This is a genomic window from Flavonifractor sp. An92, assembly GCF_002159175.1.
Taxonomy (GTDB): Bacteria; Bacillota; Clostridia; order Oscillospirales; family Oscillospiraceae; genus Pseudoflavonifractor_A.
Window position 1 is genome coordinate 124,521 of sequence record NZ_NFGZ01000005.1, and the last position, 24,447, is coordinate 148,967.

The window sequence follows — 24,447 nt, forward strand, 5'->3', positions numbered from 1 at the left end:
ATTGCCTGCCTGATGGCTGCTCCTTTGGCCATCCTCGCCATTCTCTATTCTGGCGGCTTTCTGGGGCAGATATTGGGCAATTACGCAGCTTGGAAACAGGGCGGCGGCGTTCCCGGGGACGGCACATCTCCGGTGGCGGCGTCGCCCGACTTTTTTACCTGCCTGACCTCAGTGCTGCGCCCTCCCTATGGGGTATACGGCGTCCTGATCTGCATCGGCCTGCTGGCTATCCTGCTCCTGATGGTGATGAAGATGGGCTACAGCGATACGGGCGAATATGATACCGACCGGAATTTCATCTATTCGGCCAAGGGGACCTATGGCACCTCTGGTTGGATGAGCCGCAAGGAAATGGCGGGTGTACTCGATTTGGTGCCCGACCTTCGCAAGCATAAAGGTGTTGTGCTGGGAATGTTAGATGGGAAAGCGGTCTGCATCCCTGAAAATCCCAAAATCAACGGCAATCTGGCCGTATACGGCTCCAGCGGCAGCATGAAAACCCGCTCCTTCTGTATGAACCGCATCCTTCAGGCGGTGATTCGCGGGGAATCTCTGATCATTTCTGACCCCAAAAGCGAGCTCTACGAAAAATCCAGCGAGTACCTGTGCGATCAAGGCTACTGTGTCAAGGTGTTCAATCTGGTGCTCCCGGAAAACTCGGACAGCTGGAACTGCCTTTCCGAAGTGGAAGGGCAAGAATTGATGGCCCAACTCTTTGTGGATGTCATCATCAAGAACACCAACAGCACCGGCAAGGGTGACCACTTCTGGGACAGCTGCGAAATGAATCTGCTGAAAGCCCTTGTCCTTTATGTAGATCAGAGTTATGCAGCGGAGAACCGCAATATTGGTGAGGTGTACCGTTTGCTGACGCTGAACGGAGAATCCGATCTGGACAATCTGTTCGATGTTCTGCCTCCCACTCATCCTGCCAAAGCTCCGTACAGTCTGTTCAAGCAGGCCAGCGATACCGTGCGCAGCGGCGTCATCATCGGTCTGGGGTCCCGCCTGCAGGTATTCCAGTCAGAGCTAATCAAGAAAATTACCACCCGGGATGAAATCGATCTGGAACTTCCCGGCCAGGAGCGGTGCGCCTACTTCCTTGTTACCAGCGACCAGGACAGTACCTTTGATTTTCTGGCAAGTCTGTTTCTCTCTTTCTGCTTTATCAAACTGGTTCGGTATGCGGACAAAAACTGTGAGGGAGGCAGGCTCCCGATTCCTGTCCACATTTTGGGAGAAGAGCTTACCGCCTGCGGCACCATCCCTGATCTCTCGCGGCGACTCAGTGTGATTCGCTCTCGCAACATTTCCATGAGCTGCGTGTTCCAAAATCTCGCGGGCCTTCAGAATCGCTATCCGCTCAATCTCTGGCAAGAAATTCTGGGCAACTGCGACGCGCAACTCTTTCTGGGCTGCACGGACGGCCTTACAGCCGAGTTTATCTCCGAGCGCACCGGTCTGGCCTCGGTGTCAGTATCCAGCAAATCCAAGCAGCTGGGCACCTGGCGCATTTCCAACTACACTCCGGAATTCCGGGAAACTTCTGGCGTTGGCAAGCGGCCTGTGCTCACCCCGGATGAAGTGCTGCGATTGCCCATCACGCAGGCTCTGGTCATCATCCGCGGTCAGAAGGTACTTAAAGTTGACAAGATGGACTATTCCAAGCACCCGGAGGCACCTAAGCTCCATTCTTGCAAAGCCTCTTCCCACATTCCTGAATGGCGGCAGATGGAGCAGGAACAGCCGGCTGCCCCTGTTGCTCCTCCCCCGCCGCCCGCCGCACCGAAAAAAACGGCACGAAAAAAGCCCAAGCCTTCCGCTCCTGCTGCTGACGTGAAAAAGCCTGGAGCCAAACCCCCGGAGGGCATTGTTTCAACCGACAAGGATTCGATCCTTTCGTAATACACCAAATTAAGGAGGTTTTACTTATATGGCAACCAAGAAAAAGGAACTTCTGGAACAGGAGGCCCCTGTTCCTGAGACCACCGCATTGGAGGATTCCCCCGTTCCCTCCGAGGATACGACTGCTCCTGATGCTGCCCCGGTTGACGGCGAGGACCTGAACGCTCTGTTGGCCGCTATGGATCGGCCCGACAGCGCGCCCCCTTCCGATGATACCACCGGTGATTTGCCGGAGCTTACGGAAGCCGAAATGTTCGGCGATGAAGCTGTGAGCAGCGACGAGGACGCCGCCGAGACTCCTTCTGACGAGAACACAGACTTCGAGCAGGGCGATGAGGCAACGGCTGACGGCGACGGAGAGCTCCCCGCAGAGGAAGACAGCGCAGGTGACGATACCGCTGCCCCTGAGCCGACTCCCCAGGCCGTCGAAGAACCGCCTGCCGCAAAGCCCAAGCGCACCTCCCGCAAGAAGAAGGTGTCGGATACCGCTGCTGAGGCGGAGGCCCCTGTTCCGCAGGCAGACGCTGAGCCGCTTCCGATGGATGAGGCCCCGGCCGAGGATATTACTGCGGAGGGTGAACCCGTTTTGGAGGATGATCCCGCTCCGGTGGAGGAGCAGGTGCCTGAAGCCACCACTCCCCGGGCGCCCGCTCGCCGGCGGAATGTGCAGACGCGCCGTGAGCCCTCTATTCTGACCATTCGCAGCCGTGAGGATGTAGAGACGGCGGAAGACCGTGAGGATGTCATCTGGCATGAGATCCACAATGCCTACCGTACCCGCCGTATTCTGACGGGCCAGCTGGGCGGCATCGAGCAGCTGGACAACCGTAAGACGGTGGCCGTGGTGGACTACAAGGGTTTCCGCATCATCATTCCCATCAAGGAAATGATGATCAACCTGGGCCGCAGCCCTTCCGGCCAGGACTACGCCGACCTGATGCTGCGCCAGAACAAGATCCTGGGCAATATGCTTGGCGCCGACATCGACTTTGTGGTGAGGGGCATTGACTCCAAGACCCGCAGCGTGGTCGCCAGCCGCCAGGAGGCGATGATGCGTAAGCGCCAGACCTTCTACTTCGATCTGGATGCTGACGGCATGTACCGTGTCTACGAAGGCCGCATTGTGCAGGCCCGTGTGATCGCCGTGGCTGAGAAAGTCATCCGCATAGAAGTGTTCGGCGTCGAGTGCTCCATCTTGGCACGGGATCTGGCCTGGGACTGGATCGGCGACGCCCATGAGCGTTTTGCTGTGGGCGATGAGGTGCTGGTACGCATCCTCAGTGTGCGGCGTGAGAGTCCGGAAGACCTGAGCATCCGGGCCGACGTTAAGAGTACCTCGGAAAACACCGACCGGGACAACCTGCAGAAGTGCCGCATCCAGGGCAAGTACGCCGGCAAAGTCACCGATGTCCACAAGGGCGTCGTCTATGTCCGGCTCTCCAACGGCGTCAATGCGGTGGCCCACTCCTGCTATGACTACCGGATGCCCGGCAAGAAAGATGATGTGTCCTTTGCCGTCACCCGCCTGGACATGGAACGTGGCGTAGCCGTGGGCATCATCACGCGGATCATCCGGCAGAACCTGTAATAACATAGTATTAAGCCCCCGCTCCAGTAAGACACAATCGAGTGTGCTACTGGAGCGGGGGCTTTATGTTTTGCTGCTATTTTATTCTACTTTTCCTCGCATTTTCCCCAGTCCCCATCCAAACAACATTCCAACAGAAGAAATAGCGATAATGACAAGGAAATCAAAAATGCCGGGGAATGCAGCAACTCCTGCAAGTATCTGTTGAAGAAGAGATTGGGTAAGCAACCGGGAAAACAAATAGGCAGCAGTAAAGCAAATCGGAACTAACCAGATGTACTTTTTGCTAGGGTGTTCTTTGCCAATAAGGATAGATAGGAGCAAAGTTACAATCGGCAAGAGTATGTATTGAACCACTATGACATGCAACATCGCCATTTGTGGATCTCTACAAAAAGCCCAGAACGTAGCTATTGATAGAAGCCAAATTAAGCCATACACACCAATAATATTACGGATACGACGATTAGTTCTCATATCATGCACCTACTATTCAACATTTCGTGAGGTAAGGCTTGAACTGGATGCAAGTGCTGCCGGAGTATAAATATGTCTTGGAATAGAAGACCCATGCAGATTTATTCCCGCATTATAGTAACCAGCCCATGCCAATTCTGAACAATACCAGTTGACAGTACTGCTGCTATGGCTCACTTCAGTGAGCAACGGAACTTCCAAACTCCATGGTTTTCCAATTTGACTAAGGCAAAATTCAACTGCATTACTTTTTTGAGTATCCGAAGCATTTGTAACATAATAAACATCGACGCCTCGATAGTCGTATCGTTCATCATCAAGGACACCATGAGTGACTGTTGGTAAAGTCGCTTCAACCGTTCGGATATAATACTGCCGATAGGTAGAGTCCCAGTACTTACCTTCAACAACAGCAATATGGCCAACAATTGTAGCTATGCCACCACTTGTCTCATGGATGATGTCACCTTTCTTTACCTTTGTAAGAATATTGTACGAACTATAGTCTGCTGCCTGGGGAAGTTTGGGATTTGTCTCTCCGATATTATCATACCACTGTCCACGAGTGCTGCGGGTAGAATACTCAGCAGAGGAAGCTTCGCTATGAGCGGCAAAGTACTCAGAAGCAATCTGCAAGTTTCGTCTCACCGTAGTGTTCAGACCAGGCGCCTGTCTCGTTTCATATTCAACAAGAGTACTAATATACTGCTCTATACTGCCACCAAAAGATTCATACCCAGAAATGAAGTCTTCCAAACAAGTTTGAGCCGAAACTCCTTTTTCTGCCAACTGTTCGGAAAAACTGATATACGCATCACTAAAGTCATTCCCATCAAGGCTGTTCTGGGTTGATGCTGCGTTTACAGAAACCCCGAGAGAAAGACAAAGCGAGAGCGACAAGAGGAATACCAATAGTCTTTTCTTCATTTCGTTTAATCCTTTCTGTTACGCAAATTTGATGATATGTATGATTATTGCCGCAGACATCTAATCTTCATTTCGTTTCACTAGTTCTTCGTTCTCAGTCCCATTGGAATCACACCTCTCAAAGAATCTCCATCATGATTTCCTCTAACCTATATAACGAAACAGTTTCCTGATTTTGGACGCCATACCTAAACAATTTTCACACGACAACTCGAAAGATCAATGTCTCCCCCTATTGTCACCCGCCTGGATATGGAGCGTGGCGTAGCCGTGGACATCATCATGCAGATCATCCGGCAGAATCTATAATGTAAAAGTCGCCTGGGAAGTATCGAACATATACTTTCCAGGCGACTTTTTTTATCGTCTTATAGCTCGCTTACATAGATATATACAAAGTTCTCTCGACCTGACAATCGCACATTACTTTTTGCAAAATCGATGTGTTATTGTCATGTAAGCGCAAGTAGGATGTCTCTGAGTTTTTTCCATTGTTCTACTACATAATCAAAAGACAGCACATCTTCTTCTGAAAAAACATAGTTCCGCTGCATATTCTGATAATCTTTACGCAATGCAGCGTTATCACCGAACCCTCCAAGCAGTTGAAAATCGGAAAACTTCTTTTCTGCCAAGTCGCTGCCTGTTCGTCTGGTTTCTTCCAGTCTTTTATACCCCAGCATTTCAAGAAACATTTGTTGGTTTCCAATCATTTTTTGAATCTGCTCTAAATCGAGCATGACACTGACATCATAAAGATGTTTTGCCACATCAAAATACATTTTACGTTCATAATAAAACTCAGCTGCAAAAATTTTGTCTGCAAAAATACGCTCCAGGCGAATTGTATTGATCTGGAAAGGTCCAACATCATATTGCGCTTGAAGGATTTGGCGTTGTTCTTCTGTGGCATAAGTATAAAGTATCGGTTCAATTTCAAGTGGAGTAAAGGGTTCGCTGACAGTGAAAGAGGTGCCTTCTACTTTCACATATCCGAAACGCTGTAGTGGATCATCTGAGTCAATCCCCACGAGTGGAGCATAGTCGTAAACTGCTGTGATACTGCCTTTACGGTCGTCCTCCAGTTCTTTTCTGGATGTGCGGGGGAGCGATTGATATTTCTTTGTTGCCAGTTCCAGCCGTTTCTTTGCCTGATTATTACTGCAGTTATCAATACATACCGTCAAATCAATATCCTCAGAAAAACGACGGATGCTTTTCTATGCTTTATACAGAGCTGTTCCGCCTTTAAAATAAGCCGGCAGCTCTGCTTGCTTGCCTGCCAACTCTCTAAGCAGTAGCGTAACATAATAGTCTTTTTCCAAAATATCGGATCTAATACCGCTATCTTCATGAACCAGATTGATGATATTCAAAAAAGCAAACTTATCCTCGTGCAGATTCATAACTACCCTCCAACATAATATCTATCGTCCGAACTAATGTCTTTTGCCCATAATACTTTCGAGCCATCAGAATCAGCTGATCCGTTTCTAACGCAAATTTCTGAACTGTTGCTCTTACTACATCAACCGGCCTCGCTGTATCGACGGGTGCCATATCCAGTTCTCGAATTGCATCCAAAATTTGCAGATATCGAAAATTGTCGGCATTGACTATAATTGGCGGTTTCCGAATCTCTATCTGCATTCCTTTCGGGATCCTTTTCATGTGCAAGTTTGTTGCAATGCACCTTTTTTTGGGCATCTGAGATACCAGACCAATGCGATTGAGGGCAGATAGTCCTGTTTCATATCCAATCACTTCGTTTTCATTGCGAAGAAGCTGCTTACAAAAAAGCGTTTCTCTATCCGGGGTATAGTATCCAAATGCTGTTTTTACCTTCCTACAATAAATACCTTTTGTCAAACGCACAATTTGCCCTTCTTTTTCAAGACGGGCCATATTTACATTGACTGTCTTTTTTACTGTTGCTGTTTCGAGTTGAAGTTGTTCCGCTACATACTGAGCAACTTGTTCTGTTGTAATTACTTGATTTGGGTCCAATGCAGTAAGATACCGCATGATCAAATCTCTATATTTTATCTTCTCCATACAGTTCTCCTTCCTGCCGCAGATACTCGCTTGTTATTATGATGCTCTATTGTCATTTATTTTATGCGCTTATAATAACATCTTTTTCTGTTGTGGTCAATGCTGACCGAGAAGACATGTTGAAATACTTTCCGCAGAACCGCATCAAAGGAATTCTTTTCACGGTTCCCAGTTGATTGGCACAATCTTGCCCCTACATTGGCGCAGTCCTGCCCTTTCGCCGTAAATCCATATCTGTTATACTTGGTACAGTCAATACTTTGTAAAGCAGCCGCTCCGGCAGGGGGCGGCTGCTTTCATTTGTCAGAAAAGGTGGTGGTTCACATTCATACTTTCCTGCAGAAAGCCCGCAGGACAATGAAGAGCGAGCGAGGTGAGGCCAACTATTTCTCCACGGTGTTCTTCATCTTTATCGCCGTTGTCCTGCTGGCATTTATCATCGATCTGTTCGGTATCATCTCCACGAAACAGGAGTTGGATCACGCAGCCGATCAGATGGTAAAGCAGATCCAGCTGTCCGGTGGCATCAACAGCGAGACGGATTCTCTCTTTGAATTTCTGTGCTCGGAGATCGAGGGAGCGGAAAACATAACCTACTCCATCGATGCCACATACAAGTCGCCCACACCGGCCGGAATGTCCAGGGCCATTCAGCTCGGGACTCCTTTCTATATCACCATTGAGGGTGAAGCAAAGCTGGGCGGCTTCTGGAATCTGGATCTGGTCAACATCACGGTGGTGGCCCGCGGCTCCGGCGTCAGCGAACACTACTGGAAGTGAGGTAGCCTATGAAGCATTTTATGCGGTGGCTGCGACGGCCACTCCGCAACGAGCGGGGTGAGATCACTTTCTTCGCCTGCTTTTTTGTGGTCGGCGTAGTGATGCTCATTTCCTTTCTTTTGTTGTACGCCTCAGTGCGGATCACTTGCATCAACATCCGAAACGGCGCTAAAATGGAGCTGAACAACCTGAGCGCCACCATCTATACGGACACTTACCGCTCCCAACGGGAAACTAACTTTGAAGAGTACCTGCGCACCCTCTATTCCAGCAGTGACTACACGGAAATGCTGGAGGCCACGGTGGCAGGCGGACTTGCCTCCAAAATTCCGCTTTCTACGGACGACTACCAGGTATCCGACATCAGCCTGGAGTTCAATGTGGTGGGCGACCGAGTCGAGTATATCTTCTATTGTGATGTGGAGTTCTATGTGCGGATGTTTGGGCACAACTACCCTACTATCACACAGCGGGTAGAACTGACTGGCTACCATAACACCAAATTTTAGCGGCGCTGTTGAAACATCAATCAGTTCCGCAGTATATGCTTTATATAACAGTAAAGAAGGAGTGTGGACACACATGAAAAAGTTTTTCCAATCCAAGGGCTTTATCGTTTCGGTCCTGGCCGTTCTCTGTGCTGCGATCCTGGACGTCTGCTGGTTCGTAAGCCGGGATCGAACGGAGGATTTTAAGCAGGAGGAATCGCCTCCCAGCAGCCCCACCAGCGATTGGTCGGACGGAGGCACCCAAAGCGGGGACAATTCCGGCGGAGCAGATGCGTATTCCCCTGGGCAGTCTCCCAGCTCTGAGGAGGAATACCCCAAGGTAACCTCCGAAACGGAAAGTGAAGTGGTGATCGACTTCACTGATACGGACAAGCCGGAGGAAACTCCGCCCCCTGCTCCGGAAGGTAAGACAGAGATCGCAGACCCCGGCGAAGATCACGATGTCAACCCCGACCCGTCTGTACCTCAAGTCACGGCGCCGCCGGCAGAAGAATCCACTTCCAGCAACGAGCCGGCCCCCGGCTCCAGCAATGGCAGCGGTGCCGTCTACGATCCCGTCTTTGGGTGGGTAGTGCCCGGCGATGTGCAGCAGTCCACCGGCGGCAGCGATGGTGACCTGAACAAGCAAGTCGGAAACATGGGCTGATTGCCCCACAACTAAACACGGATCTCCAGGGCCGTCACAGCTATGTGGCGGCCCTTCAATTTTATATGATTGGAGTGTGATGTCATTTGAAACGACTTCTCGCCCTCCTGTGCAGTCTGGCGCTGACCCTGTGCCTTGTTCCTGCCACTGCTTTTGCTGCCGGCGGGAACGGCAACATTGACGGCGGCGGCGGTGGTATGGGCCAGGGCACCAGCACCAACTTCTGGAACCCGGGCAATGACGGTGTTCGCATTACGGTGGTAGATGCAGCGAGCGGCTCTGCCGTCTCTTCTCCGATTGACTTTTCCAACCGTACGCAGAAAAGCAGCATTCTGCACTTCGGCAAAGTCAATAAACTGCAATATCTGGCCGGTACCGGGCTTTCTCTTCAATCCGGCGTGGCCTATACCTGCATCAAGCCCACCCAGTCTATGCCCACAATCGTCAGCAGCAGCGGGCAGAATAATATTGATGCCATCAAACGGTACTTCTGCTCAGAATATGCCTGCATGATGGTTGCTCAGGCAGCAGGTGTAGATTACGAGCGGATGATTGCCGGCGAATATAAGCTTCTTATCGAGCCCATCGCCTACTTTACCCACAATGGCCAGTATTACTGCATGACAGCAACTGAAGCCGGCCTGTACGATCAGCTGGCGGGTGGTTCACTGCGAAGGACTATGACCTCGCTCACCCATAAGAACTTGCCCTTGAGCATGTTTCTGGAGTTCAGTGACCTGGGCATTTCTGCATGGGGCGGCAGCACCACCGGGACGCAAAACAACTCCGACATCATCAATACCCTCGGCGTTGGCATCGTCTGGTTTGATGAAATCCCGCCCGAAGGCGAGATTGAGGCTCCTGATGTAGAGTATCGGGTAGATACCGATGTAATCACGACCGTGACACTTCGGACTGACACTGACCTTACACCGGATAACCCCGCTTCGGTGACTTTTTCTATTCTCGGCACATCCTACCGGGTCAACAATATCGTGATTCCGGCTGGCGACAGCCAGAAAGTCTGGGTCAAATGGCACACTCCCTCCACTCCCCAGACAGTCACTATAACGGTATCCGTCAGCGGCGCTTATACCGCTCAGGATACCTTTGTGGCGAAAATCGTAGATCTGAACGAACACATACCGCCCGATCCCGTAGCTACGGATACCAATCCGAGCTATACACTGCCTTCCCTTCCCAGCGAAACACAGAAGCTGACCGCCAACTGGGGTGTTTGGAGCTGTTACTGGGTGCCGGTATGGGTATGGTGTGACCACGGAGAAGATGGTGGTCACTGGGTCGATGAAGGATATTGGGAGTATGAATACACCGGTTACTCCGCTTCAATCAGCGGCGTCATGTCTCTGATGCCGGATGATATTGTACCGACTGCCTCCGGCAAGGCCATGAAGAGCGGGTATGGCGTCAAGCAGGATGTGACCGCAACACTCTCTACCGATGCCCCCACCAGTCACATTACCCATCCGCAGACTGCGTTTTCTGTGTTTCCGGAATTCCAGTACCAAACCTATCTGCGTCTTCTGCAGCGGGTGTCCAGTGGTCGAAGTGCAAAATTCACTTTCCAGCCCAACGATTTCTCCACTTACAACAGAACGGTGCATTTTACGCCTATCTGGTTCCCGGATTCTACCAACTACACAGTATTTACTCAGGTTTGGGACACGTGGACGCCGGATGGGATGCTGAGCATCAACCTGAACGATTATGTATCGATCAACGGGAGCCTCTATGATGACTGGTATACCAATCGAGAATAGTATCTGGTCGGCATATCTGCTCACCGCGTTTTTGGTGATTGTCGGTTTTGCCTTCTACGATATCTTTCATCGGCGAGTGCCCGACCGGGCGCTCGTCTTTTTTATCCCGCTGGCTGCGGCGGCGCCGCTGATCAAAGCGTGGTTCGCACTGGACTGCGGACAACCTCCGCTTTGGCTCTGGCCGATATTCGCAAAGTCCTTAATAGGTGCTCTGCTTGGATTCAGTATTCCTCTGGCTGCTGCCATGGTGACTGGAGGGACCGGCATGGGCGGCGGTGACATCAAATTCTGCGGTGTGCTGGGACTCATCTATGGTCCTTCCGGTATGTCCATCGTTTTTCTGGTTTCCGCAGTATGTGCTATGCCCATCATTTTGATGATTCGGCGGATTTACCGGGATCGGCGGCCTTTGTCTATCCCGTTTCTACCTTTTCTGGCCTGCGGCTGCTCTGCGGCGACATTGGCCGAACTATTTTTGCATTAGGAGATTATGCTTATGAAATTGAACAACCGTTTTATCTTCGGCATTTTGTCCCTGGTCCTGGCAGCAGTCATTGCCTTTGTTGCCCTCCCCACCATCGCCCGCCAGACCAACGGAAAAGCCGAAATCGTCCGTATTACGCAGTCGGTGCTGAAAGGCGAAAAGATCACCTCGGACAATGCCGAGGTTGTGGAAGTTGGCGGCTACAATCTGCCCTCCAATGTTGCGCACAGTCTCAGCGATGTGGAGGGGCTGTATGTAACAGCGGATCTGGCTGAGGGTGACTACATCCTTACCAGCAAGGTCAGCAGTGTTCCGGTTTCTTCGGATGTGGCACTCACTGACATCCCTTCTGGAAAGGTAGCTATCTCAATGACTGTTAAGACGCTGGCCTCCGGCCTCTCCGACAAGCTCCAGCCCAACGACATCATTCGGATCTATCACTTCCTGGAGACAGCAGAAGAGGTCCCGGAGCTCCGCTTTGTTAAAGTGCTGTCGGTTACCGATTCCGATGGTGTCAATGTGGACAATACCAAGGAACCCACGGAGGACGAAGAACGGCAGCAATCTGCTACCATCACAGTTCTGGCGACGCCTGAGCAGGCCCGGATCATCACAGAGATGGAAAACGACGACGTCGCCCATGTGGCCCTGATCTCTCGTAACAACGATCAGCTGGCCGAGGAACTTCTGGCAGCGCAGGACAAAACTCTGCAGGAGATCTATTTTCCCGAAACGCTGACGGAAGATGGTGAGACTACGGAGGGCAGCGAGCCTACGGCCGAGGACGGTTCTGAGGCGCCGGACAGTGGCGCTGAAACGCCCCCCGCGGACACCAGCCAACCGGCTGAGTAACAGAAGGAGGTCGGAAACGATGGGAAAAGTCATTACTGTCTGGGGCAGTCCGGGAAGCGGGAAAAGTATGTTTTCCTGCATTCTTGCAAAAGCCCTGACCCGAGATAAGCGGAAAGCCATCATCATCAACGCGGAGATCAGCGTTCCCATGCTCCCGGTCTGGCTGCCGGATCAGATCATTCAGACCAACGCCTCGGTAGGCCAGGTTCTCAGCAGCGTAGAGATCGATACCTCGCTGGTGGCAAGCCATGTCACGGTTCTGAAAAGCTATCCGTTTATTGGCCTGATGGGGTATTCCGCCGGTGAGAATCCTCTGAGTTACCCGGAAATCAAATACGCCATGGTGCTCCAGCTGGTCAATGCGGCAGCCAAACTGGTGGATTTCGTCATTTTGGACTGCAGTTCCAACATGACCAATGTGTTCACACCGGCGGCCATTGAATCCGGTGATCTGATCGTCAGACTGCTCACCCCTGATTTGAAAGGGATCAACTACTTGAAGGCCCATCAGCCGCTGCTGGTGGATGGACGTTTTCACTACGATCAGCACCTGACCTTTGCCGGTATGGCCCGGCCGTTCCACGCTCTGGATGAAATGGGGTATATCATCGGAGGGTTTGATGGTTTGCTCCCCTACGGCAAGGAAATCGACCGTTGTGCCACTGAGGGTGGCATGTTCCAGGCCATTAAATATTGCAATCCCAAGTACACCGCTTCGCTCAACAAGGTGCTGGACGCACTGGAGCAGATGGAGTTGGCGAAACAGGCCGCAGAAGAAGATTCTGACGATGAGGAAGAGTTCGAGGAGGACGATGCCGATGAATAACCTCAACGACATATTCTTTGCGCCTGCCGCCAATCAGGATCTGACCTATGACCAGGTGTTGGAGGATGTGCAGCGGTATTTTGCCGAGAATCACGCATCCACTATTGCCGAAGCTGGCGAAGCCAATGCCGAGCGGGCCACGGCCTTGCTGAAAGAACTGATGGTGCAGTACATCGTCAAACGCAAATATGCTATCAGCGGGCTGACCACCGAGCAGCTTTGCGAGCAGCTCTATGAAGATATGGCCGGGTACTCCTTTTTGAAGAAATGGATCTACAAGCCCGGCATCGAAGAAGTCAATATCAACGCCTACAATGACATTGAGGTGATCGAGGCCGGCGGCCGCAGCATCAAGATCCCGGACAAGTTTTCTTCTCCGCAGCACGCCATTGATGTGGTGCGGCGTATGCTCAACGCCTGCGGCATGGTCATCGACGATACGATGCCCAGCGTGGTGGGGTTTCTGGATAAGAACATCCGTATCTCCGTGGATAAGACCCCTATCGTGGACCCGGATGTTGGTATCAATGCCTCCATCCGTATCGTCAATCAGCAGACGGTCTCTGAACAGAAGCTTCTGGATTCCGGCAGCGCCACAGCTGAGATGCTTCACTTCCTGATGGCCTGTATTCGGTACGGTGTCAGTGTGTGCATCGCCGGTTCCACGGGTTCCGGCAAGACTACCATCATGGCCTGGCTGCTCTCCAATGTACCCAACAACCAGCGCCTCATTACCATCGAGGAGGGCAGCCGTGAGTTTGATCTGGTCAAACGGGACGAGAACGGCAGCATTCTGAATTCTGTCATCCACCTGCTGACCCGCCCCAGCGAGAATCCGGCTCTGAATATCAACCAGGACTTCCTCTTGGAGCGGGTTCTGCGCAAGCATCCCAATGTGATTGGCGTCGGTGAGATGCGGTCTGCGGCGGAAAGTCTGTCTGCAGCAGAGAGCTCTCGAACCGGCCACACGGTCTGCACCACCATCCACTCCAATTCCTGCAACAGCACATACCGCAGAATGATGACCCTCGCCAAGCGCAAATACAGTATGGATGACTCTGTGCTCATGGAAATCATGGTAGAGGCCTACCCCATCGTGGTGTTCACCAAACAGCTGGAGGATCGCTCCCGCAAAATCATGGAAATCCTGGAGGGTGAGGACTTCCGAGATGGTCAGCTCGTCTCCCACACACTATATCAGTTTGAGGTAGAGGACAATGTGACCGACAGGGATGGGAATGTCCGTGTGGTCGGGCACCATCGGAAGGTCGGCCTGATCTCCGACACTTTGAAAAAGCGCCTGCTGGACAACGGTATTTCCAACAAGGAATTGGCTGAGTTCATGCAGCCCCCTAAGGAGGTGGATTAAGCATTGCAGTGGATCTATATCATATGTTTTTCGCTTATCAGCGCGGGCCTCCTGGCTTTGTTCGGTGTGCGCCCGGGCGATTTCATTGACGCTCTCTTCCGCTCCCAGCGCAAAGCGGCCACGTTGTCTGATGAACTCAATGTTCTGATGGGCACACCCGCCAAGGGATTCTTCAATCAGGATTATGAGCTGAAGCAGATCCTGAAAGGCACCGGCCGGTCTGACCGTTATGAGGCCGTCAAACGGCTGTCGCTTATCCTATTTGCGGTGGGTGCCGTACTGGCGCTGCTCATCAATAATGTGTATATGGTGCCGATTCTGGGCATTGGATTTTCCCTTGCCCCCATTTGGTACCTGCGAAGCACCGCCGCCAGCTACAAGAAACATCTCAATGAGGAACTGGAGACCGCCATCTCCATCATCACCACCTCTTATCTGCGCACCGAGGATCTGATCCGGGCTGTCAAAGAGAACCTGCCCTACATCAACGAGCCGGTAAAGGCCAATTTTGAAGCTTTCGTCTACGAGGCGGAGCTGATCAATGCCAATCTGACAAGCGCCATCAACTCCCTCAAGATGAAGATACCCAACCGGGTCTTTCATGAGTGGTGCAACATCTTGATTCAGTGCCAGTCTGATCGTTCCATGAAAAACACGCTGCCCACCATTGCCCAAAAGTTCAGTGATGTGCGTGTGGTACAGTCTGAACTGGAAGCCATGATGCAGGGGCCGCGCCGGGAAGCTATCACAATGATGTTCCTGGTGATCGCCAATGTGCCGCTGCTCTACTTCCTGAACAAAGACTGGTTCCACACCCTCATCTTTACGACTCCCGGCAAAATTGCTCTGGCGATCTGTGCAGCCATCATTCTGTTCGCTTTGACCCAGATCATGAAGCTGAGCAAACCCATTGAATACGGAGGTGACGGCGCATGACGCTTCTGGCTCTTTTGGCGATTATCTGTTTTGGGTTCGCCACCTATAACCTGACTTGCGCCTTCGTGGACATTCCCACTAAGAAGACCTCCCGGATGATGATGCTGGCCCGTAAGCAGCAGGGCATCAAAGCAGAAAAGCTGCTGGACGTCTACACCACCAAGATTGCCGGGCTACTCGCTCCTTATCTGAAACTGGACAAGCTCAAGCGCAATAAGCTTCAGCGGGCACTGGACATTGTTGGCCTGGAACTGTCACCGGAAGCCTATACCGCCCGGGCATGGGTCCGAGCGGGCGCCGTTGGTCTCTGCGCTTTGCTCATGGCGCCGCTTATGCCGTTGGCCGTTCCGATCCTGATTGGTTTGGCGGTAGCACTGTGGTTTTCGACCTATTACAGCGTTTTCGATTTTGTTAAGAAGCGTCGCAAACTCATTGAGAGCGAGATACCCCGATTTGCTTTGACCATTGGGCAGAATCTGGAGAATGATCGTGATGTACTGAAAATTCTCACTTCCTACCGTCGCGTTGCAGGTAAGGATTTCGGTGCAGAGCTGGATCAGACGATTGCTGACATGAAAACCGGCAATTATGAAAACGCTCTGATCCACTTTGAGACCCGCATCGGCAGTCCCATGTTGTCTGATGTGATCCGAGGCCTGATTGGCGTACTACGCGGTGACGACCAGCGGATGTACTTCAAGATGATCTGCTTTGATATGCGGCAGATTGAACAGAACAACCTGAAAAAAGAAGCTGCCAAACGGCCCAAGAAGATCCAGCGTTATTCCATGATGATGCTGATCTGTATTATGATCATCTATCTGGTTGTCCTCTGTACGGAGGTGCTGGCTTCTCTCGGGGCTTTCTTCGGCTAAAAGGTTCCCGCTCACACTTCAAGTCTGAGCTTTAATATACCAACTCCCCGCTCGGGAACCAACCCATAATGGAGGTGATACCGTGTATGTCAGCGGGTTCCCATAGCAGCCGGCGTACCGGCTGCTATCAACCTTGCCACAAGGCCGGCCTGCTGACAGGCCGGCCTTGATTTATCGTCTGAACAGGAGAATTCCATGGCGAAGAAAAAGTTTATTCCGCCTGACGGCGAAAATCGGATTCGCCGCCGGTTCCACCAGCTTCTGCATCAGAAGCCCAAGGTATATCCTGACAAGCCCCGTTCCAACAAAAACGGCCTGCTCAAGCCGATCCGTCGCTCCTAACAGGCTGCACCCAACCATTCAATAATCACACTCTCAGGAGGTATTTTCATGAAGAAGTTTACCAGCTGCATCTGCAACAAAGCCAACAGCCTCGTCCTTCGCACCCGCACGGCGCTCTCCAACCAGCGCGGCGATTTTTATATCTCTGACGCTGTGAAGATCATCATCGCTGTCGTCCTCGGCGCGCTGCTCCTGGCGGCTCTGACCCTCATCTTCAACGATACGGTCATCCCCCGGATCACCCAGGAGATCGAGGGTCTGTTCGCCTAAGCGCCAATATGTGGGGGTCGGTTTGTGGATATCCACAACCGGCCCCCGCTTTTTGTTTTTCAAAAAACGAATAACGGAGGTACAGGATGAATACACCCTGCAAATTTTATTCCTTTCTGCGTGCCACTGGTGGAAACTGGCGCAACGCCATTTTTATCTCCTGTGATTGTGAGGTCTGCCCACATGAACATGAAAAACCATGCTCGGGTTTTCTGTTTACCGTGGATGAGTGCGGGCAGGTCATGCTGCTGTCTGCCGAATCGGTTCATCAGCTGACCGGCGAGCAAGTTGATCCCGCCGAGTGCAGCGCTGTCCTGCCGCGCCGTTCCTTTGAATCTGCCTTTTCAAAATACATTGAATGGCACACGCCGGACCCGTCTGACTGCACACTTCACCAGCGTTGCTCTGCGTGGTCCTGTGGCAGCGCCCCCTAATTTATACCCAAAAAGACGTCATTGCGCCGTCTTCGGCGCGTTTTTGGAGGTGATGATTTTATGATGAAGTCAAAAAATATTAAATGCCCATACTGTCACGCCAACGCTTCGCTTCGCCCCGCTAGTGTTGTATATGGGCACAACCGACGCTCTCAGGGAAAATTTCTCTATCTCTGTGATCGCTGGCCTGCCTGTGACGCTTATGTGAGCGCCCATGATCGAACGCACCTGCCCATGGGGGTCTTGGCCAATGGTGATCTGCGACACAAACGGATTTTGGCGCACCAGGCACTTCGTCAGCTGCAACAGAGCCGGAACATGGAAAAATGGGAGGTCTATATCTGGCTACAGGCCAAATTGGGCTTAAACGAGCACCAGACTCATATCGGACAGTTTTCTGATTGGATGTGCGATGAAGTGATTCGTCTGTGCAAACAGGCGTCTGGCCCTCCCGCCGACATGAAGGCGGCAGCCTGATGGGGGGCGAAAATATGAATAGCCTAACGAAAGCACAACAGGAACTCGTTGCACAGAATCTGCCTGTGGTACATTGGGTGATTTGTGACTATATCCATGTCAATCCCACCATTTGCGGCCTGGAGTATAGCGATTTGTTTCAAGAGGGATGCCTCTGGCTCTGTAAAGCTGCAGCCACTTATAAGGATGACGGGCGGGCACAATTTTCCACCTACGCCAAAACAGTCGTAAAAAACGGTCTCTTATCCTACTGTAGAAAGGTATGCAATCACCGGAGCCATTTCAGCCGTCTTATCATTGGCGAGCATGGCGAGTTGGCGGCAGACGGTGAGGCGTTGGAACCGCAGGCCGATGATTTTGATGCTCGTATGTCCCTGGTAGAAACACTGTCGCTCCTGGAGGCCAGCAAACAGGAATATGACGGTGTAGCCAGACTCGGTATTGAGGCGCTTGCTCTTAAACTACAAGGGATGCGGGTCACAGATATTGCGGAAATCTATCATGTGCCTCCTTCTCATGTAGGCGCCTGGATCTCTCGCTCTGCGGCCAAGCTGCGCTGTGATCCCCGCTTTTTGGCAAGTCTGCTTTGAGTCTGTTGAAAACCGCGGTCATACAGCAGTAAAGGATATTTAAAAGGAGGTTTTGAAGCTATGGAATTAAAAAAGCTGTATACTGCGGTCGGCCGTCTGGAGCGGGAGGCCAACGGGTGCGGACATTCCTGCCCGGTCATTGTGCTGGGTGGTGAGCGATACATGGTGGATATGCAGGAAATGGTCGTGTGGACTGCACTGAACTGGCGGATCTCCAAATGGGATGATATTTCCTTCCAGTGTGACAAGCTGGCCTCCTCCCTGGGCGGATGTGTTGCCCGTCCCTGGGATGCCTGCGTCAACCGTTTGCTCATCCGCGGCCTTCTGGTATCCGGATGCGGCGAAACAGAATTCGATGCATTGTACGACCTGCTCAGCTCTCTTGGGGTCATCCCCACCAATGGCTCCGCATTTGTACGCGGCGTGTCCGCTGCCAAACTGGTACTCAGCCGGCGGATAACGATGAAGCAGGCTATGAAGCTATTCCATAAAGACCGCCAGACTGATTATGAATCCCGTGTAATGAGGCTGGCCCATCAGGCGCTTCTTTCCACCGCCGAAATCATCAAATGTGTGGAGCAGGATGTCTTCTCTCTCCCCAGTGAACGGGTCCTGATGGAAAAGGTGTACGGTGACAGCGAGACCACCTGCCAGAATATCGCCAGCATGATGAAGAACAGCCGGAGCAGTCAGGCTGTCACGCTGGCTGTGGCCAACCTGTACCTGCGCCAGCAAATCATTTTTGAAAGGATCAGCACATGAAAAAACAATGGGATCAATTCCCCTTTGTGCTGCGGCGTAAGATTCTACTGACCGCTTTGGCCGGACTTGCCAGCCTCGCTGTCAGTCTCGTAATTTTTACCGCAACCACAGATCACATCCTTCTGGCATTGGGCGGAATTATTTTCATCGCTTCGCTGGTGCTGAGCGAAAGCCTGTGGAGCACCGCCGCTCGTGGCCGGTATGAGGTAGTCGAAGGAGTTTGTACCAGTGTCACTGCCCCCGCATTGCATCGTTATCGCAAGGTACAGTTAGTAGATGCCCAAGGCGCAGAAACCACTCTGCTTTTGAGCAAAGCTTCCAGGTTTCGGATTGGTTCCCACTACAGATTCTATTTCCAGACTGGGAGCCGTCCCGCAGTTGGAAATGACTACCTGGACGCAACCCTTTCTACCAATAGTTTTCTGGGGTATGAAGAGCTTGAAACGACTTCCTCTGCGGATGAAAACCTTGAATAAGAACCCACGGAATAAGGAAAAAGCTGCGGTGCCGTTCAAACCGTTATGGTGCCGCAGTTTTTGCTTGCCTTTTCAAATTTAATCTGCATTGCAGAAAAGTGAAAATACTTCCCTTCCCGCCGCCGGCAAAACTGGAAGATGTGCAGGCCTTTCTCCAAACTTTCCGTGCGCTTGATCCAAAGCCGAAGCTGCATTCCTTTGAAGATGTCACACGCTGGTGGTTAAGTCATTCGAATCCTTTGACCTACCAGCAGGCCCTGTGCCTGTCGGACGAACTCTATCGCCGCTTTCTTTCCCGCCTAATGCTCCAGGAAGAAGATTGCTGCCGACTGGCCGCCTCCGGCCTTGTAACCGAGGAAGAATACCAGGACATTCAGCTCTGGTTCTTTGACGAGGGCAAAAATTACTGCTGGCTGGGTCCCCTTGGAGTGGATGGTACCGGAAACATCTACGGTCTGACAATTCACTATGGCAAAACTTATGCCAGAAGATTGAAGTTTTACCTGCTGGATGACTACTATCGTTACATGAACCATATGTTGTAAGTCGCCGCGCAAAAATATCTATATATAGAATTATACCACTTGACAGGTACAAGATATAGTGTTACAATTACCTTGTAATTGATTTTTGTGCGCTTCCCGTATGGGATACAGACCGATGTTCTGTACCGCAGGCCAAAAGCCCGCATTGCACACGCTGTTAAGTTTGTATGCAAGTGTCAGTGGTATCTCCGCGCCCATTTTGTGGCCGGATTGCTGCTGGCACTTTTTATATATAGATAGTAACGCCAAAGGCGAAGAAAGGAAGTGTTATGGCACAGATCCATGTATTTGGCCGAGTCATGCATGATCTTGTTCCCAAAGAAGGCCAGACAAAACAACCGTATGTCTGCTTTGACCTTATGGAGTGAAACGGCGGTAACCAGCCGGACTTTTATCAGGTATGGGCCCGTGGCGACGCTGTTGCCAGGCTCATGAAGCTCAAGGTTAGAAAGGGCAGCATGATCTGGCTCACCGGATCGCAAAAACTGGTGGATGTCCGCCAAAAGGACGGAAGCACGGTCAAGAAGCTGAAAGTATGGCTGACTGACTTTGGCTACCTTCCCGGACAAACCTCCAGAGCAAAGCCGGAAAGTGATCAGAATGGCTCCGACCAAGCGGAGACTGTTCCTGCACCCGCAGAGGTGATGGACGGTGACCGCGAACCCCTGCCGGGATAAGTACCGGCACCTCAGAGGGACCGTATCAAGTTTTCAGAATGGACTGAAAAACTTGGTGCGGTCCCTCTTTTTTTGTTTTCAGGCAAAATCTAAAGGAAGGACGGCAACAAAAATGAGTAACGACAAAGGACTTTTGAGCGGCAGCATCACCATTCTGATCGGTGCTGTTATCGCCATCATGGCTCTGGTGCGCGGACCGTGGCAGGCTTGGCTGCTGATTGGGGTATTCACCCTCTGGGGGCTTTGGGTCGTACTGATCCTCCTGCTCCCCTATATGCAGCAGGCCAAACGCCGTCGGCAGCGCCAGCAGCGGGAACGGCAGCTCCATGCCGAGGGCGTTGGCCGGAGCACATTTCAGATCCCGGAACTGGAAGAACCGATTTCAGATGATCTGCTGCTCCGCTATGCAAACCACCGCATTCTGACCTACCTACGCTCCTCGTATGCAAATGCCTGCTTTGAATGGTGCGAACCTAAACCGACTGAACTGATCCGCACCAATGGTACCGGACGCATCCGCCTTTACAATGTGGGTGATTTTGACCATGCGGACATCACCTTCGGCAAGGACGCAGCTATTCGCTGCGACCTGCTCCGGATTGTACCGCTGTCCAAGACTGAAGCAGGGGCAGACGACCCGAACAATATTCCCCCCAACAAGCAGCCAATCGATCCGCGCATCTGGTATGAAAACAGCGGACGCACGGTTTTGGAGGCACTGGTGGCGGATTTGAACTCTCGTGGCCACAGCAAGCTCACTCTGCGTGAAAACGGCGATATCTGCATTCAGCAGGGTGAGGAGTTGGTGCCGCAGGAACACCTCTCCAACTTTCCGGCGAAGGTCTACTGGCCCCGTCTGGTGGAAGTATTTGAGAGCAATGGTCTTTCTGCCGAAACAACGGCGCAGGGCATTCAGGTCTCTTGGTAAGCACCATCATACAAAGAAGGGAGTGAAAACACAATGAAATCCGGGATAAGCCTTGTTGAGATGGCAAAGGAGATCCAGCGTCAGGCCGAACTGAAGGCCGATTATGTGATGGATACCCGAAGCCTCCGTCTGGAGCCTTTTGGCTCGGACTTATATCTCAATGCCTATACTCCGTCTGGCGAGATGGCTGTGGAGCCGCTGGAGATCGATGCCATCGCCCACAGGCAGATCGGCACCCATCTGAAGATCCCGGCGGCCTACTACGACAAGATGCTGACACAGCATCCCCAGCTGCTTTCGGAAAATGTGAACGCCTGGTTCGAGCGTGAGCCCGCTGTGCGCTTAGTCCGCACCATTGGCGGCACCGCCCGGGCATTCCTTAGCAACCGCTACCGGCGTATCGACAATCTGGATATTGCCGGCATCGTTCTTCCTGTCCTGCAGGATATGGAAGGGATGCACTTTGAAAGCTGCCAGCTCACCGAAAGCCGTATGTATATCAAGGTGGTGAACACCCGGCTGCAAGCAGAGGTCTCTCCCGGCGATATCGTCCAGTCAGGCATCATCATCAGCAACAGCGAGGTGGGGCTTGGCTCGGTGAATATCCAGCCGTTGGTCTACCGTCTGGTGTGCAGCAATGGCATGGTGGTCAACGACGCCCAGACGCGCCGCAACCATGTTGGCCGTGTCAACGAGGCCACGGAGAATTATCAGCTATACTCCGATAAGACGCTGGAAGCCGACGATAAAGCGTTTGCCATGAAGATTCAGGATACGGTACGGGCCGTGGTGGATGAGGTGCGTTTCACTCAGGTGGTCAACCTGATGAAAGATGCCAAAGACGCCCGGATGAATACCGCGGATGTTCCTGGTGTCGTCAAGCTGGTCAGCAGAGACTTTCATATCACGGAAGAAGAAAGCTCCGGTGTGCTGCAGCGGCTGATTGAAGGAAACGATCTGACGCTGTATGGCTTGTCCAACGCAGTGACCCGCCACAGCCAGGATGTCGAGGACTATGACAGAGCCACCGCTCTGGAGGGCATCGGATACAACATTCTTTCCATGCCGGCAAGGCAGTGGAGCCGTATCAATCAGATGGCCGCCTGAGTGGCTACCAACCAGTCAATTCTAAGGAGGAACGAACTATGTACGAACAGAACACTTCCATGATGAACATTCCCGAGCAGAACGCTTTCCTGCTTCCCGCCATGGTAGAGGGCGACTTCAGCAGCGAGGAGATCGCGGAGGATGCCGACGGTCTGCAGATGATGAGTTTCCAGCGGGTGAAGATTCCCGCCGGCGGCCAGCTGCAGTTCGAGATCCCCACCGAAGACCCGGACAATCCGGACTATGCCCGGACGCTGGAGGGCGTGATTCTCTATAATCACGCCGCCTGCACCCTCTGGCCGGAAGGCAGTGAGTATGACGAGGACACCAAGCCTCTCTGCTCCTCTGTGGACGGCAAGACGGGAATTGGTGAACCTGGCGGCGCCTGCGCCACTTGCCCGATGAACGAGTATGGCTCGGCCCGAGACGGCGGACGGGGCAAGGCGTGCAAGAATATGCGGGACATCTACCTGCTGCGCAGCGGCGAGTATATGCCTCTGCTGATCTCGCTCCCGCCCACCAGCATTAAGCCGTTCAAAGAGTTCCTGAACAGAGCCTTTGTCTACCGGCAGCGTGCCACCTACGGCAGCCTGGTGCAGATTTCGCTGAAGAAGGAAAACAACGGCAGCAACGACTACAGCGTTGCCACCTTCCGTCTCGTGCGCGACTTCCAGGGCGAGGAGTTGAGTCAGATCCGTGCCTATGCCAATGGCTTCAAGGAGCAGATCAAGCTCATCAACATCCAGCGGGCCCTGATCAACGAAGAGCAGCGCACCAACGACTGCGAGTATGAGATCCCCGCATCCGCCACCGAAGCCGCAAATCCTGATGGGAGCTATGAGGTCGGAGCGATCAACGGCGACTACGAAAAGCTGCCGGCATAATGGATTTTCTGCGGGCATAACCGCATGACATGTCATCACGGGATACCTCTGGCTCACGCCGGGGGTATCCCTTTTTTGTTTTAGACTGGAGGAAATATATATGTTGTGTGAAGTACCGTTAACAAAGGAACAGCAAGAGTTTGCCGCCGAACATCACGGCCTGGTTTATAAATTTCTGAATGATAACCATCTCTCTGAAGACGAATTTTATGACGTGGTTATTTTTCCCTATTTAGCTGCAGTCCGGGATTACTGTAACAGTTCGTCTGCTCAGAAATACTCGTTCAGCACCATTGCCATGAGGCAAATGAAATTTCGGTTATGTGATTATTTTCGGGCTCAAGAGCGTCACAAACGAAATGCCGAAATCCTCAGCATCCACCTTGGCCTGTATCCCGACGGCACTCCTTTGGAAGATACACTGGCGGTGCAGGACAAACTGATGCAGGAATTCGAGATGGGCCAGCTGCTCCATGATCTGGCTGGTCGCATTTCCAGACAGCAGATGAACATTGTCCGTATGAAAGGTTGCGGCTATGGCGAACGAGAGATTGCCAAAAGCGAAAAGCTCCCTGTCCGGTGTATCAAAGATCTTCTTGAGGAAGCCCATGTGGTGTTTCTGGAACTCTGCCGCGAGTAATCTGCCCCGGCGGGAAATCAAAATCATTTTGAATGGAGGTCGAATACTATGACGAAATCGAAGAAATCCATTGTGATGCACGGAACGCTTCTGTGCCCGCTGGTTCTGGGCCACTGCGCTTTTCTGCGTGCCAACGGCACCACCTACCGCACCTCGACCGTCGTGGCGATCCACGAGCAGTCGGCGGATATGATCCATTTTGAGACGCTCAATTCCGACTACTACCTCTCTATGGACCCTTTCCCGATGGCAGCCGTCTTCCCGGCTTATACGGCCCTGGCCGCGTGCGCGTAGAATTCAACAAG

31 protein-coding genes are annotated in these 24,447 nt (G+C 52.2%); 26 read left to right on the plus strand and 5 right to left on the minus strand.

Features of this window, described 5'->3' with window-relative positions; all coding sequences use genetic code 11:
- The first annotated feature begins 12 nt into the window (after window positions 1-12).
- Entirely contained in the window at window positions 13-1,905 is a 1,893-nt protein-coding gene (locus B5G43_RS05630; protein WP_206405008.1) for a type IV secretory system conjugative DNA transfer family protein, read from the plus strand.
- Between the two features lie 28 nt (window positions 1,906-1,933).
- Window positions 1,934-3,493 (plus strand): S1 RNA-binding domain-containing protein, encoded by a 1,560-nt coding sequence (locus B5G43_RS05635; protein ID WP_087259499.1) that lies wholly within the window; start codon window positions 1,934-1,936, stop codon window positions 3,491-3,493.
- 81 nt (window positions 3,494-3,574) lie between these two features.
- Here B5G43_RS05635 and B5G43_RS05640 read toward each other — a convergent pair whose 3' ends face one another.
- The 5 genes from B5G43_RS05640 to B5G43_RS05655 all read right to left on the minus strand — a co-directional run bounded on the left by B5G43_RS05640 (window position 3,575) and on the right by B5G43_RS05655 (window position 6,952).
- Window positions 3,575-3,970, minus strand: a complete 396-nt coding sequence (locus B5G43_RS05640) for a hypothetical protein (RefSeq protein WP_140397562.1) — start codon at window positions 3,968-3,970, stop codon at window positions 3,575-3,577.
- Window positions 3,971-3,982: 12 nt separating this feature from the next.
- Window positions 3,983-4,897: a hypothetical protein gene (locus tag B5G43_RS17025; RefSeq protein WP_140397561.1), complete on the minus strand. Its 915-nt coding sequence runs from the start codon at window positions 4,895-4,897 to the stop codon at window positions 3,983-3,985.
- 452 nt (window positions 4,898-5,349) lie between these two features.
- Window positions 5,350-6,111, minus strand: a complete 762-nt coding sequence (locus B5G43_RS05650) for a nucleotidyl transferase AbiEii/AbiGii toxin family protein (RefSeq protein ID WP_275532313.1) — start codon at window positions 6,109-6,111, stop codon at window positions 5,350-5,352.
- Window positions 6,112-6,117: 6 nt separating this feature from the next.
- Window positions 6,118-6,303 (minus strand): hypothetical protein, encoded by a 186-nt coding sequence (locus B5G43_RS17735; protein ID WP_242960468.1) that lies wholly within the window; start codon window positions 6,301-6,303, stop codon window positions 6,118-6,120.
- Entirely contained in the window at window positions 6,284-6,952 is a 669-nt protein-coding gene (locus B5G43_RS05655) for a DUF6088 family protein (RefSeq protein ID WP_087259502.1), read from the minus strand. The genes B5G43_RS17735 and B5G43_RS05655 overlap by 20 nt, the downstream gene beginning before the upstream one ends.
- A gap of 357 nt (window positions 6,953-7,309) precedes the next feature.
- Here B5G43_RS05655 and B5G43_RS05660 point away from each other — a divergent pair, with 357 nt between their 5' ends.
- The 24 genes from B5G43_RS05660 (at window position 7,310) to B5G43_RS05770 (ending at window position 24,436) form a co-directional block, all read left to right on the plus strand.
- The gene (locus tag B5G43_RS05660) at window positions 7,310-7,732 is read left to right on the plus strand and encodes a DUF4320 family protein (protein ID WP_007712733.1); all 423 of its coding nucleotides are present in this window, start codon (window positions 7,310-7,312) and stop codon (window positions 7,730-7,732) included.
- An 8-nt stretch (window positions 7,733-7,740) separates the two neighbouring features.
- A complete protein-coding gene (locus tag B5G43_RS05665; RefSeq protein WP_087259503.1) occupies window positions 7,741-8,241 on the plus strand; it encodes a hypothetical protein in 501 nt (166 codons plus the stop codon).
- A gap of 73 nt (window positions 8,242-8,314) precedes the next feature.
- A complete protein-coding gene (locus tag B5G43_RS05670) occupies window positions 8,315-8,887 on the plus strand; it encodes a DUF6550 family protein (RefSeq protein WP_087259504.1) in 573 nt (190 codons plus the stop codon).
- Between the two features lie 86 nt (window positions 8,888-8,973).
- Window positions 8,974-10,668 (plus strand): hypothetical protein, encoded by a 1,695-nt coding sequence (locus B5G43_RS05675; RefSeq protein ID WP_087259505.1) that lies wholly within the window; start codon window positions 8,974-8,976, stop codon window positions 10,666-10,668.
- Window positions 10,640-11,152 (plus strand): prepilin peptidase, encoded by a 513-nt coding sequence (locus B5G43_RS05680; protein WP_087259506.1) that lies wholly within the window; start codon window positions 10,640-10,642, stop codon window positions 11,150-11,152. Before B5G43_RS05675 ends, B5G43_RS05680 begins: the two co-directional genes overlap by 29 nt.
- A 12-nt stretch (window positions 11,153-11,164) precedes the next feature.
- Window positions 11,165-12,004, plus strand: coding sequence for an RcpC/CpaB family pilus assembly protein (locus tag B5G43_RS05685; protein ID WP_087259507.1), 840 nt, complete (start codon window positions 11,165-11,167; stop codon window positions 12,002-12,004).
- 19 nt (window positions 12,005-12,023) lie between these two features.
- The gene (locus tag B5G43_RS05690) at window positions 12,024-12,830 is read left to right on the plus strand and encodes a hypothetical protein (RefSeq protein WP_087259508.1); all 807 of its coding nucleotides are present in this window, start codon (window positions 12,024-12,026) and stop codon (window positions 12,828-12,830) included.
- Entirely contained in the window at window positions 12,823-14,199 is a 1,377-nt protein-coding gene (locus tag B5G43_RS05695; protein WP_087259509.1) for a CpaF/VirB11 family protein, read from the plus strand. The genes B5G43_RS05690 and B5G43_RS05695 overlap by 8 nt, the downstream gene beginning before the upstream one ends.
- A gap of 3 nt (window positions 14,200-14,202) precedes the next feature.
- Window positions 14,203-15,135, plus strand: a complete 933-nt coding sequence (locus tag B5G43_RS05700; protein ID WP_087259510.1) for a hypothetical protein — start codon at window positions 14,203-14,205, stop codon at window positions 15,133-15,135.
- A complete protein-coding gene (locus B5G43_RS05705) occupies window positions 15,132-16,010 on the plus strand; it encodes a hypothetical protein (RefSeq protein ID WP_087259511.1) in 879 nt (292 codons plus the stop codon). Before B5G43_RS05700 ends, B5G43_RS05705 begins: the two co-directional genes overlap by 4 nt.
- 195 nt (window positions 16,011-16,205) lie before the next feature.
- Entirely contained in the window at window positions 16,206-16,352 is a 147-nt protein-coding gene (locus tag B5G43_RS17495; protein ID WP_164488728.1) for a hypothetical protein, read from the plus strand.
- Window positions 16,353-16,400: 48 nt separating this feature from the next.
- Window positions 16,401-16,622 (plus strand): DUF6133 family protein, encoded by a 222-nt coding sequence (locus B5G43_RS05710; protein ID WP_087259512.1) that lies wholly within the window; start codon window positions 16,401-16,403, stop codon window positions 16,620-16,622.
- Between the two features lie 86 nt (window positions 16,623-16,708).
- Window positions 16,709-17,056 carry a hypothetical protein gene (locus B5G43_RS17740; protein WP_242960469.1) on the plus strand — a complete coding sequence of 116 codons (348 nt, stop codon included), beginning with the start codon at window positions 16,709-16,711 and terminating at the stop codon, window positions 17,054-17,056.
- Window positions 17,057-17,116: 60 nt separating this feature from the next.
- On the plus strand, window positions 17,117-17,533 hold the full coding sequence (locus B5G43_RS05720) for a zinc-finger-containing protein (RefSeq protein WP_087259513.1): 417 nt from the start codon (window positions 17,117-17,119) through the stop codon (window positions 17,531-17,533).
- Between the two features lie 14 nt (window positions 17,534-17,547).
- Window positions 17,548-18,123 carry a sigma-70 family RNA polymerase sigma factor gene (locus B5G43_RS05725; protein ID WP_087259544.1) on the plus strand — a complete coding sequence of 192 codons (576 nt, stop codon included), beginning with the start codon at window positions 17,548-17,550 and terminating at the stop codon, window positions 18,121-18,123.
- A gap of 60 nt (window positions 18,124-18,183) precedes the next feature.
- Window positions 18,184-18,885 (plus strand): hypothetical protein, encoded by a 702-nt coding sequence (locus B5G43_RS05730; protein ID WP_087259514.1) that lies wholly within the window; start codon window positions 18,184-18,186, stop codon window positions 18,883-18,885.
- Window positions 18,882-19,361: a hypothetical protein gene (locus tag B5G43_RS05735; protein ID WP_087259515.1), complete on the plus strand. Its 480-nt coding sequence runs from the start codon at window positions 18,882-18,884 to the stop codon at window positions 19,359-19,361. Before B5G43_RS05730 ends, B5G43_RS05735 begins: the two co-directional genes overlap by 4 nt.
- Window positions 19,362-19,501: 140 nt before the next feature.
- A complete protein-coding gene (locus B5G43_RS05740) occupies window positions 19,502-19,906 on the plus strand; it encodes a hypothetical protein (protein WP_206405006.1) in 405 nt (134 codons plus the stop codon).
- Between the two features lie 431 nt (window positions 19,907-20,337).
- Window positions 20,338-20,583, plus strand: coding sequence for a hypothetical protein (locus B5G43_RS17745; protein ID WP_242960470.1), 246 nt, complete (start codon window positions 20,338-20,340; stop codon window positions 20,581-20,583).
- Between the two features lie 112 nt (window positions 20,584-20,695).
- Entirely contained in the window at window positions 20,696-21,511 is an 816-nt protein-coding gene (locus tag B5G43_RS05750; RefSeq protein WP_087259516.1) for a hypothetical protein, read from the plus strand.
- 33 nt (window positions 21,512-21,544) lie between these two features.
- Window positions 21,545-22,618 (plus strand): DUF932 domain-containing protein, encoded by a 1,074-nt coding sequence (locus tag B5G43_RS05755; protein ID WP_087259517.1) that lies wholly within the window; start codon window positions 21,545-21,547, stop codon window positions 22,616-22,618.
- A 38-nt stretch (window positions 22,619-22,656) separates the two neighbouring features.
- A complete protein-coding gene (locus tag B5G43_RS05760) occupies window positions 22,657-23,502 on the plus strand; it encodes a hypothetical protein (protein WP_087259518.1) in 846 nt (281 codons plus the stop codon).
- A 100-nt stretch (window positions 23,503-23,602) separates the two neighbouring features.
- Window positions 23,603-24,142 carry an RNA polymerase subunit sigma-70 gene (locus B5G43_RS05765; protein ID WP_087259519.1) on the plus strand — a complete coding sequence of 180 codons (540 nt, stop codon included), beginning with the start codon at window positions 23,603-23,605 and terminating at the stop codon, window positions 24,140-24,142.
- A gap of 48 nt (window positions 24,143-24,190) precedes the next feature.
- The gene (locus B5G43_RS05770) at window positions 24,191-24,436 is read left to right on the plus strand and encodes a hypothetical protein (protein ID WP_007712849.1); all 246 of its coding nucleotides are present in this window, start codon (window positions 24,191-24,193) and stop codon (window positions 24,434-24,436) included.
- Window positions 24,437-24,447 lie beyond the last annotated feature (11 nt).